This window comes from Neobacillus niacini, assembly GCF_030817695.1.
Classification (GTDB): Bacteria; Bacillota; Bacilli; order Bacillales; family Cytobacillaceae; genus Neobacillus; species Neobacillus niacini_F.
In genome coordinates, this window is the sequence record NZ_JAUSZQ010000002.1 from 3,116,591 (window position 1) to 3,130,366 (window position 13,776).

At 34.5% G+C, this 13,776-nt stretch carries 13 protein-coding genes and 1 pseudogene; 1 reads left to right on the plus strand and 13 read right to left on the minus strand.

Annotation, left to right across the window (positions count from 1 at the left end; translation table 11 throughout):
* The first annotated feature begins 21 nt into the window (after positions 1-21).
* Positions 22-1,329, plus strand: a complete 1,308-nt coding sequence (locus tag QFZ28_RS15865) for a M20/M25/M40 family metallo-hydrolase (RefSeq protein ID WP_307195534.1) — start codon at positions 22-24, stop codon at positions 1,327-1,329.
* A gap of 435 nt (positions 1,330-1,764) precedes the next feature.
* Here QFZ28_RS15865 and QFZ28_RS15870 read toward each other — a convergent pair whose 3' ends face one another.
* From QFZ28_RS15870 to QFZ28_RS15930, 13 genes and pseudogenes are all read right to left on the minus strand, one after another.
* Positions 1,765-2,604 carry an HNH endonuclease gene (locus QFZ28_RS15870; RefSeq protein WP_307195535.1) on the minus strand — a complete coding sequence of 280 codons (840 nt, stop codon included), beginning with the start codon at positions 2,602-2,604 and terminating at the stop codon, positions 1,765-1,767.
* Positions 2,591-4,222 (minus strand): AAA family ATPase, encoded by a 1,632-nt coding sequence (locus tag QFZ28_RS15875; RefSeq protein ID WP_307195536.1) that lies wholly within the window; start codon positions 4,220-4,222, stop codon positions 2,591-2,593. Before QFZ28_RS15875 ends, QFZ28_RS15870 begins: the two co-directional genes overlap by 14 nt.
* A 648-nt stretch (positions 4,223-4,870) precedes the next feature.
* Positions 4,871-5,860 carry a tyrosine-type recombinase/integrase gene (locus QFZ28_RS15880; protein ID WP_307195537.1) on the minus strand — a complete coding sequence of 330 codons (990 nt, stop codon included), beginning with the start codon at positions 5,858-5,860 and terminating at the stop codon, positions 4,871-4,873.
* Positions 5,861-6,064: 204 nt separating this feature from the next.
* Positions 6,065-6,229: a hypothetical protein gene (locus QFZ28_RS15885; RefSeq protein ID WP_307195538.1), complete on the minus strand. Its 165-nt coding sequence runs from the start codon at positions 6,227-6,229 to the stop codon at positions 6,065-6,067.
* A gap of 79 nt (positions 6,230-6,308) precedes the next feature.
* Entirely contained in the window at positions 6,309-6,794 is a 486-nt protein-coding gene (locus QFZ28_RS15890) for a VOC family protein (RefSeq protein ID WP_307195539.1), read from the minus strand.
* 58 nt (positions 6,795-6,852) lie between these two features.
* On the minus strand, positions 6,853-7,671 hold the full coding sequence (gene lgt / locus QFZ28_RS15895) for a prolipoprotein diacylglyceryl transferase (protein WP_307195540.1): 819 nt from the start codon (positions 7,669-7,671) through the stop codon (positions 6,853-6,855).
* A gap of 84 nt (positions 7,672-7,755) precedes the next feature.
* Positions 7,756-8,088 (minus strand): annotated as a pseudogene (locus QFZ28_RS15900) (redoxin domain-containing protein); the annotation flags it as partial.
* A gap of 179 nt (positions 8,089-8,267) precedes the next feature.
* Positions 8,268-8,678, minus strand: a complete 411-nt coding sequence (locus tag QFZ28_RS15905) for a DoxX family protein (RefSeq protein WP_307195541.1) — start codon at positions 8,676-8,678, stop codon at positions 8,268-8,270.
* A gap of 94 nt (positions 8,679-8,772) precedes the next feature.
* Positions 8,773-9,438, minus strand: a complete 666-nt coding sequence (locus QFZ28_RS15910; RefSeq protein ID WP_307195542.1) for a M56 family metallopeptidase — start codon at positions 9,436-9,438, stop codon at positions 8,773-8,775.
* Positions 9,439-9,626: 188 nt separating this feature from the next.
* Complete coding sequence (locus QFZ28_RS15915; RefSeq protein ID WP_307195543.1) at positions 9,627-10,043, minus strand: BlaI/MecI/CopY family transcriptional regulator; 417 nt, start codon at positions 10,041-10,043, stop codon at positions 9,627-9,629.
* Between the two features lie 563 nt (positions 10,044-10,606).
* The gene (locus QFZ28_RS15920) at positions 10,607-11,470 is read right to left on the minus strand and encodes a hypothetical protein (RefSeq protein WP_307195544.1); all 864 of its coding nucleotides are present in this window, start codon (positions 11,468-11,470) and stop codon (positions 10,607-10,609) included.
* A gap of 194 nt (positions 11,471-11,664) precedes the next feature.
* Entirely contained in the window at positions 11,665-12,822 is a 1,158-nt protein-coding gene (locus QFZ28_RS15925; RefSeq protein ID WP_307195545.1) for a plasmid pRiA4b ORF-3 family protein, read from the minus strand.
* Between the two features lie 653 nt (positions 12,823-13,475).
* The gene (locus QFZ28_RS15930; protein ID WP_307195546.1) at positions 13,476-13,775 is read right to left on the minus strand and encodes a Zn-ribbon domain-containing OB-fold protein; all 300 of its coding nucleotides are present in this window, start codon (positions 13,773-13,775) and stop codon (positions 13,476-13,478) included.
* Between the last annotated feature and the right edge of the window lies 1 nt (position 13,776).

Below are 13,776 nucleotides of genomic sequence, written 5' to 3' on the forward strand. Positions count from 1 at the left end.
AACAAAGAGGAGATGATGAGTATGAAAAACAAAGAAATTTTATTGGCAAGACATGGATTGCACAAAGAAGATTTAATACGTTCCATTCATGGTGAGGATTGCAATGCTTGCAAACTACTAATGGGTACAGAACAATGGTTTCATGAAGTTGGTGAACAGATAACGGATGCAGATTTTATTTCCTTCCTGCAGGAATCTGCTAAAACTATCGATTCCCCTGGGCGAGGAATGCTGATTGACCCAGTACTTGGCGATTTACCGATTACTGATTTTGACCCCTATATCCGTGGAGTGATCCGCTGGATGAACGAACTTGGAATTTATACCTTTGGCAGCTGTGACGGGCATGGCCGTGGCGAGGCGAGAATTTTTCTAAAGAAATACCCGAATGGAAAACAGCTTGAGCTATTAAAGGCAGCAGTACCTCCAAGTCTACGGATCAGAATTGAAGGTAAAAACATCCGAGTGGCCTATCCTAAGAAAGGTCAGTCGCAGTTACTTGATTTCGCTGAAAATCTATATCATGTATGGAAGAATCCAAGTTTTATAAAGGATCTTCAGGCACATCATTGTAAAGGTTTGCTAGTAGAGTGCTTAAATGTACCAGGTGCTAGCACAGACGAAAGTAAATTTCGTTCAAGAGTACGAAATAAATTGATCTCGCTTATCGATCACTCCTTTATCGACCGGAAAGGCAATCTTCTCGGGTTTGTGCAACTTGGAGATGGTCCCACTGTTCTTCTATCCGCTCATTTGGATACCGTGGAAGAAATTGTGGAAGGAAGAAAAATTATAGAAGAAAATTCCGTTCTAAGGAGTTCAGAAGGAATTCTTGGCGCCGATGACCGTGCAGGAATTGCGGCGATTCTCGAAATTCTATCTAGAGTGAAAAAGACGAATTTTAGAGGAACCCTGAAAGTGGCTTTTACCGTCGAAGAAGAAATTGGCTGCCTTGGATCTCGCGCCATCGACCATAATTTTATTGAGGATGTTGACGCTGCCATTGTAATTGACCGCCGTGGTAACCGGGATATTGTTACGTCTTGGAGCAACTATGTACATTTTTGTCCAGAAGAGTATGGCAGATTATTTGAAAAGGCAGGCACATTCGCTGGAATGGACGATTGGAAAGTCACTCCAGGTGGTATTAGTGATGCGATGGTATTTGCTGAGTTCGGCATCCCATCTGTCAATCTATCAGCCGGCTACCAAAATGAACACAGAGAAACCGAAACAGTAGATTACAAGTCGACGTTTGAAACGGTATTACTCGTAGAGTCGGTTTTGCATCATCAATTGATCAAACAAAATAATCCTTCTTATTTGTAAAGGATTCTAAGATCTTTATACTGATTACAGCCACAAGAATGTACGATTTCTGCCTTGTTTTTTACCTGCAGTTACCACAAAATTTACCACTTGCTGTCAAAGTATTTACCAATAGAAAAACGTCAACAAATTTGATGTAAAATAGCCTAAATCACATTTATTTTTACCGAGGACTTAGGCTTTTGGTCATCCACAATCACACCGATTGTGCAATATCATTTTCTATTGAATAGTATATTTGTACTGCGCAGCAAATGACTCTGTTGTTTTTTGTCTGTTGCTTAATCAAGGTTGAATAATCAGCCAGTTACTCTATTTGTTTAAGAATCCTTCTTTACTATATAAGAGAAAGGTGTAGTGTAGCGTTTTAACTGACAAATTTAATATTTTCTTCTCGAAAACCGAACCTCTTTTTTAATTGTGTAAAGTTTTTTATTATTCAATGAATTTTTTATAGCCTTCGCTACAAAACCAATCATCTTGACTAGCCCCTTCATAAAATGCAGTTTGCCAAGAATTGGGATGTGCCTTTCTTCTACTTTCTGCTTGTAATGCTAATTGATCTTTTAAATCCTTTGTATTTAGTTGCTTCCAATATTCTGCTTGTCCTACAATTTCATCTATTGCGTGTATACTGTAAAGGAGGTTTAACTTAAAAGAATCAAAGTGATTTTTTACTTTCTCAGTAAGTACTTTATCCCATTCGACTGGGGGATGAATATAAAAGTTCACTACTGGAGGGTTATCTTTTATTATTTCTGCGAGTAAAAATCTATCACTTCCTAAATCGTCAAAGTAAGGGTGTAATGTCTCTTCTTCGCTAGTTTGAGGATCATCATCCAATTTGATTTTGTTACAATCTGAACATGCAGGAATTAAATTTATTGGTGTAACTACTACAGAAGGGTAGGAAGTCTTAGGTAAATAATGATCTAAGGTCGATACCTTTCTTTGACCACAAATGGGACAAGTCCTGTTTATTGTCCCTCGTTTTAGAGCGTTATATGTTTCATACCCCGGTCCTCCAGAATTAGCCATTCTTTGTGTATAGACAGCTTTCATTTCTTCAAGAGTAACATTGGTATTTGAACACAATTCATCACTAAATGTATATAACTTCGACTCGGTGGCTAGTTTTCTGTATTCTTCTTCTGCACTTGTTATATAGGGGATAACAGCTTGAAACCTCTTTTTTAAATCTTTATTTCTAACTTTACTTATACAAGTAGAAAAAACTTCTGCTGCAGTAAATTCAGGTTGATCAATCTTTCTCATTCAAGTTTCCCCTTAATTTGTATAGCGCTTTTAAAATAACCCTTGCTTCCATACCCAGTTCATTATTAAAATAATCTAAAGCTTCTTCATAGGAATCTATTTTATTTGCGACATCATTTAGAAGTTTATGAAATCCAGAATTCGTAATTTCAAAAGAGAAAACTTCTTTGGTGAGTATATTAATATTTTCTCCGAATGTTTCAATTTGTGGCCTCTCAAACTCCATCTCTCTACCATATCTATTCATAATCCAAACACACTTTCTCGGTACTTCTTGAATTATTACAGGTGAATGGGTAGCTATTATTCCAATACCATTTCTACTTACTAATAAATTTGAAAGGATTCTAGTAAAAGTAGAAAGTAAAGGAGGATGTAAGTGTGATTCTGGTTCATCTAATAAAATTAAAGTTTTTTCTTCTAACTCCTGTATTAATTTTGTAATAGTTAAAAGTACTATATTGTGACCCGAACTAAACTTTTTACATATAGGGAAAGATTTCTCAAAAAAATGCTCTTTCAAAAGACCTTTTTCCTCTTCTGTCAAAAAACGTTTTTCATTATCTGCTTTCCTTTGTACATTTGCTTCCTCTTCATCATTTGTTAATAAATCAGAAACTCCCGACATTGAAAACACAGGATCATTATTAAGCATGCTTAGAGCTTGTTCAAGCCTAGCTCTCTTAGAAGGAATATTTTTACAGAACCAAATACCTTCTATAAGTTCATCCCTTAGTTCATCAGTACTCTTAGTTTGAACAATCGTTTTAGTACTTTGTTTAGTTCTTACTTTCTGTTTAAGTCCGATATAAGAATAGCCAATCCCGTTTCTCTTTATTTTCTTTGAATTAAAGTACTTTGCATCATCAAAAGCACTAAACGAAAGGTAAATAATATTATCAAATACCTTTTCTTTTCTTTGATATATGTTGGTATTACTAAACTCTCCTAATCCTTTATTCTGATCTTTTTTACTCATTAAGGAGGCAACCATTTTATTTAATAAATGTGTTTTACCAACCCCGTTTCGCCCTATGAGAGCATGTACATTTGTAGGTGGGTTAGAATCTGGTTCTGACTCAAATGTTAGCTCATAATTGATATCTTCTTTTACTTCATTAGGAAAAACAAATCTAAAATTATATTCCGATAGAGATGAATTTCCTCTAGCTAAGTTATTAAATGTCTTTTTAACCGTTCCCGCTTTCATATCTCTTAATAACGCTACAGAAGTCACACCTAAATTTTTAACCTTTTCAAATAAATCCAAGTCAAGTGCAATGTCATTCATGTATCTAAGATATTCATCTCTAAACTGATCACTGATTCTATTTAAGTTTTCGTAATAGTATTTATCCTGTCCTAATGAGAAAAATTTCCTATCCAGCGGGGAACTAAAATGATTTGGAAGGTTAATTTTATCTTGTTCTTCCCCCATATCCTTTTCTCCAATTTTCACAGAACCAATGTAATGTACTTCTTCTATTTCATCCTTATAGTAAACTTGATAAAGCACCCTATATTTCCACCAATCATTCCAGTTATCCTCTACTAAATAAATAAAACTACTTTTTTCTTTATTTACATCAGAACCAACTGGCAAAACTTTAAATTCCAATTCAGATCTACTCCTACAGTGAATTTTGGAAAATCTATTGTTCTGTAAATTAATATAGCACAAATTAACTATATAAATAATATCAACCTGTAAAATTATGGTGCTTTTGATTTAATAGAATTAATTTCCCTACAAAAAAATACTCTTGGAATCATAAACAAGAAATGAGGAAAAGCAAGATTCTGTATTATTCGTTTTCTTTAATGATACATATACGAATATATATGGTAAAATCTCTGCTCCCTTTCCAAATTTATGATATTACTACAATATTATGGACTAAAATAAATGAACATTTTTAAGAGCAAACATCCTAGACTAAAAAGAATCCTTTGTATTGGTATTAAGGGTTCCATCAGAGGTGCGTGATTAAAACTTTTTTACCACAATGATATCTATTTTGACACTGTAATTGAAAATGATTAAATAGTTGAGAGAAACGTCAATTTGACGAGTCCTTTGTTTTGTGTAAGGAATAAAGAACCATAAATAATCGTTTGGTACATCCCCAATTAGCAACCTTATTCTTAAACAATCTGGCACGATTGTGGAAATCAATAACAAATATATTAACTTCCTTACTTAAAGTACAATCTTCCTTAAAATAAGTATTTGCATACACAGTATGGGTCCAATGATAAACAGACCTTATTGAATTAGATACTTTTTATGTTGTTCACGTTTCCGTTCATGAGTAATTTTGGCATATCTTAGTGTGGTATCTGCTGAACTGTGACCTAATAGCTCTTGTATAGCTACGAGTTCAGCTCCATTATTTAAAGTTAATGTTGCAAACGTATGTCTTAACACATGAGGACTAACCTTGTCTTGTAGACCCACTTTCTTAGCTATCATTCCTATTTCTCTTTGAATTCCTCGTTTAGATAACCTTCTATAAGGTTTTCTCTCTGTAATCATTAAGGCTTTACAGTCATCTTCGCGTTGTTTTAAGTATTTATTTAAATGATACATTGCTCTAATTGAAAAATAGACTTCCCTTTGTTTATCACCTTTACCTATAACTAATGTGCTCCTATTCTGTTGATTGATATCAGCTATATTTAACCCATAAACTTCAGACAAACGACAGCCGGTTGCATACAATACTTCAAGTAAAGCACGTTGTCTAACTGTTTCACATGCTTCTCTTAACATTTCCAATTCTTCGATTGATAACGCTTTAGGAAGACGATACTCATCTTTTGGAGCTTTTAATTTTGTAGTTGGATCACGTTTAATATATTCTTCAGAAGCCAACCAACTAAATAAACTCTTTAAAACAGATAGTTTCTTTCTGATTGTGCTCATTTTTAAGGATCCATCTTGACTTAGGTACATTCGTATATCCGCTGTAGCTATGTCCTCAGCCTTCTTTTTTACGACATCAGCAAAAATACTTAATTCCAGGATATAGTTGTCTAGAGTAATAGAACTTAAACCTTCTAGTCTTTTGGCCGATATGAACAACTGTATTTTATCCTCCAGATCAGGGTGCACCTCTCCTAATTTAACTTTTTGAATATAATACTCTGATAGAACAGTAGATAATTTATTCTTTGTGGTTTCCACTTCGATATTTGGATATAACTCTATTAATGCTACCACTAAATCTGATAATATTTTCTCTCCTAAGTTCATAAAATCAACTCTCCTTAGTTTTTATTTGTAAACTAAGGATTACCTATTCAAACACCAAAAATACCAACTGAGTATGAACAGCTATTTATTTTCTTAGTTTTTAGTCTTTAAGTAAGAAAGAGACGATTACTTTTGGAGTAATCGTCTCTTAATAGTTGTATACTGCCAGTATCGTTGTACTGTGCAGCAAATAACTTTGTGGTATTAGTTGATTCTCTTCCATCTTGTTATATTGAAATCTAATGTTTCAACATAGAATTTCTCAGACTCTTCAATATTAGCCACCTGTAGATGCATATGTCCAATCTTTGTTTTCTCTGGGAGTCCACTCCACTTTTCTCCATCTATTTCTGCTAGAAGGCTATCCATATCTATGGCAAAGGTTCCGCCAAGGTATTGACCATTACTATCTTTTTCCCACAGGTCTGGAGGTCTATCAGCGTAAATTTCAATACCATTGGTCCGCTAAGTAAAGAGCCTCACTGTTTCGATGATCTGAAGCTCCTTGAATTGGGTAGTTTGATTGAGACATATGAACAAGCGATAGTGCTAAATCTTGTCTTTTTGGAAGAAGTATAGCGAAATGATATAAACCAGTTGTTCTGCCGGGTCTATCAACTGCTTCTTTATCCTCTACTAAAGTTAACAACGGTGTATTTCCGTCCGCGGTTAATACTGCTCTGCTTTCTTCTTTTGTTAATACTTTAAAGCCGATGACTTCCTGATAAAATCGCAAGGAAGTATCTAAATCCGATATTTTTAATTCCACATAGCCTAAAGTAGGGCTAGAATTAAGATTGTAATTAACTTGTTTTGTTTTTACATCCTCATTATTTATCAATAAAAAAGCGATAGAACTGATAAGCACAATACCGAAAAGGATTAGCCACTTCGTTTTACCTTCCCTCTGTTTCTCATCTATATTTCTAGCCATATATACACCTATAATTCTTGGAATTTCACTACTTCCTTACGCCACTATTTCAAAAAAGCTACGACTGCTTTTTCACATAATTGGGCTTAGCATTCTCTTTCGAACGACGAATCTTCCAAATAGTAATTCCTGCTACTATTAATGCAATGGAAAAGAGCTGCCCAATTCTTAATGTTTCCGTTAACATCAAGCTATCTGTTCGTAATCCTTCGATATAGAAGCGACCAATTGAATACCAAATCACATAACTTAAGAAAATTTCTCCTTGCTTCAAATTGACACGTCTTAGTCCCAGTAATATTGCAAAACCAATCATGTTCCAAACAGATTCATATAAAAAAGCTGGTTGGTAATAATGGCCGTCAATGTACATTTGGTTAATAATAAACGTTGGTAAATGTAAATTTTCTAAAAATATTCGAGTTACCTCGCCACCATGGGCCTCTTGATTCATAAAGTTACCCCAGCGGCCAATTGCCTGCCCCAAAATTAAACTAGGAGCAGCAATATCCGCCAGCTTCCAAAAGGAAATGCCTCGTTTTCTAGCAAACACATAGGCAGTGATGAAAGAACCAATTAATGCACCATGGATGGCAATACCACCTTCCCAGATTTTCACTATTTCTGCAGGATGCACGGAATAATAATCCCATCTAAAAATAACATAGTAGGCTCTTGCTGAAATAATTGCGATTGGAATAGCATAGAGCACGACATCCATAAACGTTTCCCTTGCTAATCCTTGCCGAACACTTTCTCTTGTTGCAAGCCATAGACCTAGCATTGCTCCAGCTGCAATAATCACACCATACCAGTGGATGGTAAGTGGACCAAGTTCTATTAATAGCGGGTCAAGCGGTTGTATTTGAGTTTCCATCTATTTATCTTCTTTCTACACATTGGCTTTATTGTTCTAATTAACAAAGTTTCAGTTTAATCACCCTTATGCCCCAACTTCCCTTTAACCTTTATGCATATTTTCAAGTTCCTCTTTTATCTCTTTTACAGTCTTATCAAGCTGTTCTCCCCAGTTATCATTAATCGTATTGAATACGACATTTCCTTCTTCATCTAATATTCCATATCCCCTGTTAGCAACATCCCCATTTTTCATTTTAAAAAGCTCTATCATCTTTAATTCGGGGTCTGAAACAAATGGAAGACTTTGACCATAATTTACTTCTAATGCTTTATATAACTCTAATTGTTGTTCAGGAGTATCTCCACTAATGATATACATACTTACATCCAAATCATTTAATTTATCAAGGTTCTTATGCAACTGAACTAGTTGCTTCTGACAATGACTTCAAGTATATGTAGTAATGAAGAAAAATAATGTCGGGTTTTCCTGTGGGAAGGTAATTGAATTTCTGTTATGGTCATGTAAAGTCAAGGATTCATCCAATTTCCCACCCCCACATCCTGTAAGTACAAGAACTATTATTAGTAATAAGTTTAAAGTTTTGGTTTTCATACAGATTCCTCCACTGTTTTTGGATCACGTGTTGGTAACTTAGAATCAATACTCAGAATTGTAGTTCCTTTTAAGGAAAGGAAAATAGCTACTGTCATTAATACAAGGTCTAACTCATATCCACCCAAAAACCCGCTACCGATTTTAACTTTTAGTATTGCTCCCAGCATGATGACAGCAAATAATGTGCTAATAATTCTTGTTCCAAGACCGGCTATAACTGCGAGACCCCCAATTAATTCAATTCCCCCAACTGCATATGCTAAAAAGCTAGGTAAGCCAATACTTGAAAACCACCCAGCTGTGTTCTCTATTCCCCCTTGAAACTTGTCTAACCCATGAATAAAGAAAGTGATTCCTAACATCACTCGTAAAATAAACGCTCCAACTTCTACATTTTTTTTCATTTTTATTTCCTCCTTTTCAATCTTAACACTACATACCGTAGTGCAATAAGCAAAAACCACAACACTACAAAATGTAGTGTTGCGTTTTAAAAAATTAGGCAAGAGCAATAAACATCATGCCTATAAATAAAAGTAACGCATAAATAGAGATAAAAATAGTAACAGGTTTTATTTTAACAGGTATATCTCTTTTTGGCTCCACCAATTGCTGTAACCTGTAGTTAATTGATTCTCCGGAGAACGGAACCGTCATAGGAACCGTTTTATTCGTAATATGATGTCGGATAAGCTTTAAGAGAGCACTACCCAACCCTAACTGTGAACCAGTATGTTTAATCGCATATTCATCTGCCAGTATTTCGCAGATTATCTTATAATTTTCATAACACCACTTGGTAAGTGGAATAAACCACAAAGATTGCGCGATTATCTGAAGAATAAAGATAAGGAAAGGGTCGCGATTATTCTGATGAAACCTTTCATGCTCGATAACGGCCTTTAGTTCCTCATCCTCTAGTAAATCAATTAATGCTGTGGATAAAACAATAGATGGACTTCTTATTCCCATTGTAAATGCAAGGGATTGTTCGCTTTTTACAATGGTAAGTCTATGGTTGTCCCCCAATACTTCACTATAAAACTCAGATAATTCCCAATCTGTGATAACCATAATTCTTTTTTTAAATCTATAAAATAAGATGAACTGCTCAACAACTTTGATTAATGTCACAAGTAAAGTAAGAGCTATGATCGTATTCATTGCATAAATAGCAATACTATAATATAAAGAATTTTCCTGGAATAAACTAAGACAAAATTTAAAAAGGTTTAACTTAATTTGTACTCCGAAAACCAAATGTGTAAGAAACATTCCCATCTGAATCCATACAAATGTTGCTAAAAGCAAACTAAGAGCCAAAAGGTATACCGATTTCTTTTTCCACCACATCATGATTTATCCTTTTTTAACTGTGTAATTTTTTGTTCCAATTTGTCCATCAATGTTTCGTCGATATCTGTTAAAGAATCTAGCATATGAGTAATGACTACACCACCAAACTCATCCAGTAAATTTTCAGTAAGTTTTTTTGATTGTTCTTCAAGAAACTCAGTCTTTGACTGGATAGGCTTAAATAAAGATGTTCTACCTTTTGTCCGTTTCTGTAACACGCCCTTATCAACTAATCTCTTCATCACAGTCATCACTGTATTAAAGCTTACGACCTTTTCAGCTTCAAGTCTTTGCTGAACCTCTTTAATACTCAATTCTTCCCCTTCCCAGAGAAATTCGAGTATCTTTGCTTCCAAAGGTCCAAAAAACCTTGAGAGACCTTCCCCAGAATAATTGAACTTCTTTATATCCAATGCGATCACCTTCCACTACAGATTGTAGTGCATAATTTTCTAAAGGTCAAGTATTAAACAGTATTTCCTGAAATTAACTTCTTCTTTATAACAAGTACTTCTTTTCACAAAGAAACTTAAAAGTGAAGACACTCTTGCTGCACAGTAATTGTCTACTACGTAATACAAGAGTTAATCTGGACCGTTTGCAGAAGACTGATCTTATTGAAATTTAATCAATACTTTATAACATTTTGATTCTCAAAACTATTGTTTTATATCTTTTATCATCAGATAGATTGCAGGGGTAAACTGTCTGTCATTCTGGTACATTCTTTGTCATTCGGTGGTAAAAACAATGTCAGAGGTGATTCATTCCAATGGCCGTAATCATATACTGCAATCTGTAAAAAAAGAAGCAAATCACACAACCTAGTGGGTTCAGTTATTGGTGAGAAAAATTAAATTAACAACGTAATTAGTACCTTAATCAGAACATCTATTAACAGTAAAAAAGCATATAAAAAGAGCAACTGAATTCGCTTAGTTGCTCGTTCTTCAATGAAAATATGAAATTACACAGTTTATTCTTTAACCGCTAAAACAACATCAGCATAAGATTCACCATCTAATACCACTTCATAACGCCATAAGCCGCTTTTTGGAATTGCAAAGGTAGCAGTGAATCGTTCTAAAGTGGAATATCCTGTTGACGGCTCTGTAATTGTTTCTGGGGACAACCCTGTAATTTTTTCTCCGGTTTCTTTATGGTAAGCATAAATGGCTAATTCTTTCCCTTTAAAGGTCTCAAAAGGTGCCGTGAAATGAAATAAGTATCCATACGGTTTTCCTGCTGAAAGAGATGGGTCTGGGGCAACTAACAATAATACTTTTCCATCTTTTACATATTTATCTCTAATATCTTTAATTTCTTTACTCCTTGAGCTCCAAAAATCTTTAGTACGAATTAACATTCCTTCTATTTTGTGCTCTTCAGTTAAATTCGCTTGCCCAGTTACGATCCCAGCTTCTGATTTTTCACTGCCTTCTTTTTCGAACTGTAATTCTACTGAGAAATTATAAACGCTATCGTTTGCATCTACTTCTTCATATTCAATGTTTTTTATCTTAAAATTGTAATAATCACTATTCGGTTGAATCATTACCAGCGAACCGTAGTTATTTACGAAATCTCTGTGGGACGTTTCATTTGCAAAATAATCTTTAAATGTCTTATCTTCATATTGATTTAACGCTTCATACTTTTCTTCACTTTCTCTATCCAGTATTTGTTTCAATTCATCACTCGGCCCTGTTAGGCTATTTTGTAATACAGCTTCAATGGTCTTTATATTCTCATCTTGAGTTATAGTTTCCTTTTTTTCGGTACATCCAACTAAAATTAATAGAAGTAAAGTAAATAAAGCGGTTGCAAAAAATTTGATCATGCTTCCCTTCAAATTACATCCCCCTTATATATATATATCATATTTTTTCCAATTACCTCCTAAAAAAATAGTTCACTTGTTTACAAGCGAACTATTTGGATAGGCCTCAATTTTTTTTCAAACACTGTGTGCTAATAGCCAATAATGATCTCCTGGCTTATTCCGATAGGTAAATCCCCTATTTTTCAATCTAATTACAAAAAATATGAATATCGATAGCCTTTAATTATATGCTTAAGTCTATGATTAATTTTTTCCTTGCTTATGTTTCTTTCCTTTTGATTTTCGGCCCATATTTTCATGTCCTCATGTTCTGGATGGTTTACATCTGATATAATTCGCAAATATTCCTCATAGCCGCCTTCTCCTCCTACATCTTCAGGAGGTCTCTCTCCGATTCCTTCAACAAATAATGCACGAAACTCATTTGATTTTACGACTTTTTCCAATGTTATTGTATGTACCCAGGAATCTCCAAAATCGTATTCATATACAACTTCACCATAGGTTGGAAAAATTTCTTCTAGACCAACAAATCGCTCCTGACGATTCTCAAATGCCTCCAAATCCAAATATTCCATCGTCTCTGGATCGTCATCCATCATAATTTTGAGGTCCTTCCTTTCCGCTCTTTCCACAACAAATTCATGTAAATGAGCGTTATGCCAATCAAAAACGCTTTGAATAATATTATGTAGATGTCTAAAAGAATAAGTGTAAGGCACTAAAACCCTTCGCCAAATTTCATGACCCTCTAGATTGATTTTTATTTTCAGTTGATACAGGTCGATTTCAAGAACATCTTCCACAGCTTCATGATCTTCCTGACCAGAAATAAGGCTGAGGCATTTGAGCATTTTTTCAATCGGATAAAACCCTGGATCTTTTCCAGACAATTGAATAAAGTTACCGGTTATCATGCTAATATATCGTTGAATTCTTGTCTTTTCATCTAAATATTCTTGCACGAACTCAATTTCACGCACCGCACTATTCATCTTTGCTACCATGCTTCTACTTGCGGTTTTCGAAAATGTAATGTCACCCGCTTTTTCCATATATGCTTCAATGACTTCTTTACGGACACCTTCCATTCGTAAAGCCGTAGTGATTGCCTCACGAATTAATTCATTTATTTTGGAAAAATCCTTTTTACTTGGTCTATAGATAACAATCGAATACCTTGTTTCATTATTCATCAAAACAATCGCTTTTTTTCTATTAATACTGACAAAATTAGCGTGCCATGCCATGAAGCTATTAGGGAACTGCTCATGAACTTCTGGAGGATACAGTTCACTTTTCTTTATGCCCAGCTGATCAAGCAAGGATTTTGTACATTGGATTAACATTTATCTCACCTTCTTTAGTTCAATCATAAATATGTTTCATCAACAATCTACCAACACTTTAAAAGTCTTGTCATATAACCACTAGATTACATCTAATGCATCTTGATCTATTTCTTTTTCAATGATTTCTTGTTCTTCTTGATTATCCATTTGGTCTTTTTCTTCTTTCATTAATAGACCACTCAATTCGTGCCCGTTTACTCTAATTGTATCACAAAAAAGAAAGGGATTATTTGGAGTTTAGACATTACAAATTGAAATTGATCAAACACTGCTGTTCGTCCTTTGCATCGTGATTTAATTTATTATTGACACAGAATTTTCCTCTCACAAGTTGAATGTCATACATATCTTTATAACCACATTTTTACTTAGTCCCTCACAGCAAAAAAGAGGGATGCTATGCCCCCCTTACCTATCTATTCAGATCAATTCTAAAAAGTAACAAATCGTTATCAAAGTAAACATCAACATAGAACTGATCAACATTTACCTTTCCATTTGCACCATCAAGAGTAGAAAGCAGATGCACTTCTTTAGGTTCCAAAAAAAGAATAGGTCCATTATGAAAAAATAGGATATTATTTGCTTAGCTTAATGGCTATGGTGACAGGTCCGGGAATTGATTTAATACACCAGGGACGGAACGAAAATCACACAAGTTTTTTAAAATGATAAGCCCCGTTTTCAAATTTAGTGAAATAAACCGTTTCCCCTATTTTTACTGGTTCCTCCATACGGGCGGTTACTTTTAGTGTGGCATCCTTTAATTGAATGATGGCAACTGTATATGGACTTTCTTGAACAAATTCCGCTGGTGGCACGTAAATGGTTGTTACAGAATAAACGGTACCTTCACCAGAAATTTTCCGTTCACGAATTTGTTCATTTTCGAAATTGGAGGAAAATGGCTTTGTCAGATAACTCTTGTTTTTATACTCATAAACAATCATA

Coding starts and splice junctions, on each gene's coding strand:
- QFZ28_RS15865 (WP_307195534.1), top strand. CDS start 22: ATGAAAAACAAAGAAATTTTATTGGCAAGACATGGATTGCACAAAGAA.
- QFZ28_RS15870 (WP_307195535.1), bottom strand. CDS start 2,604: ATGAGAAAGATTGATCAACCTGAATTTACTGCAGCAGAAGTTTTTTCT.
- QFZ28_RS15880 (WP_307195537.1), bottom strand. CDS start 5,860: ATGAACTTAGGAGAGAAAATATTATCAGATTTAGTGGTAGCATTAATA.
- QFZ28_RS15885 (WP_307195538.1), bottom strand. CDS start 6,229: ATGGATAGCCTTCTAGCAGAAATAGATGGAGAAAAGTGGAGTGGACTC.
- QFZ28_RS15890 (WP_307195539.1), bottom strand. CDS start 6,794: ATGGCTAGAAATATAGATGAGAAACAGAGGGAAGGTAAAACGAAGTGG.
- lgt (WP_307195540.1), bottom strand. CDS start 7,671: ATGGAAACTCAAATACAACCGCTTGACCCGCTATTAATAGAACTTGGT.
- QFZ28_RS15905 (WP_307195541.1), bottom strand. CDS start 8,678: ATGAAAAAAAATGTAGAAGTTGGAGCGTTTATTTTACGAGTGATGTTA.
- QFZ28_RS15910 (WP_307195542.1), bottom strand. CDS start 9,438: ATGAATACGATCATAGCTCTTACTTTACTTGTGACATTAATCAAAGTT.
- QFZ28_RS15920 (WP_307195544.1), bottom strand. CDS start 11,470: ATGATCAAATTTTTTGCAACCGCTTTATTTACTTTACTTCTATTAATT.
- QFZ28_RS15925 (WP_307195545.1), bottom strand. CDS start 12,822: ATGTTAATCCAATGTACAAAATCCTTGCTTGATCAGCTGGGCATAAAG.
- QFZ28_RS15930 (WP_307195546.1), bottom strand. CDS start 13,775: ATGATTGTTTATGAGTATAAAAACAAGAGTTATCTGACAAAGCCATTT.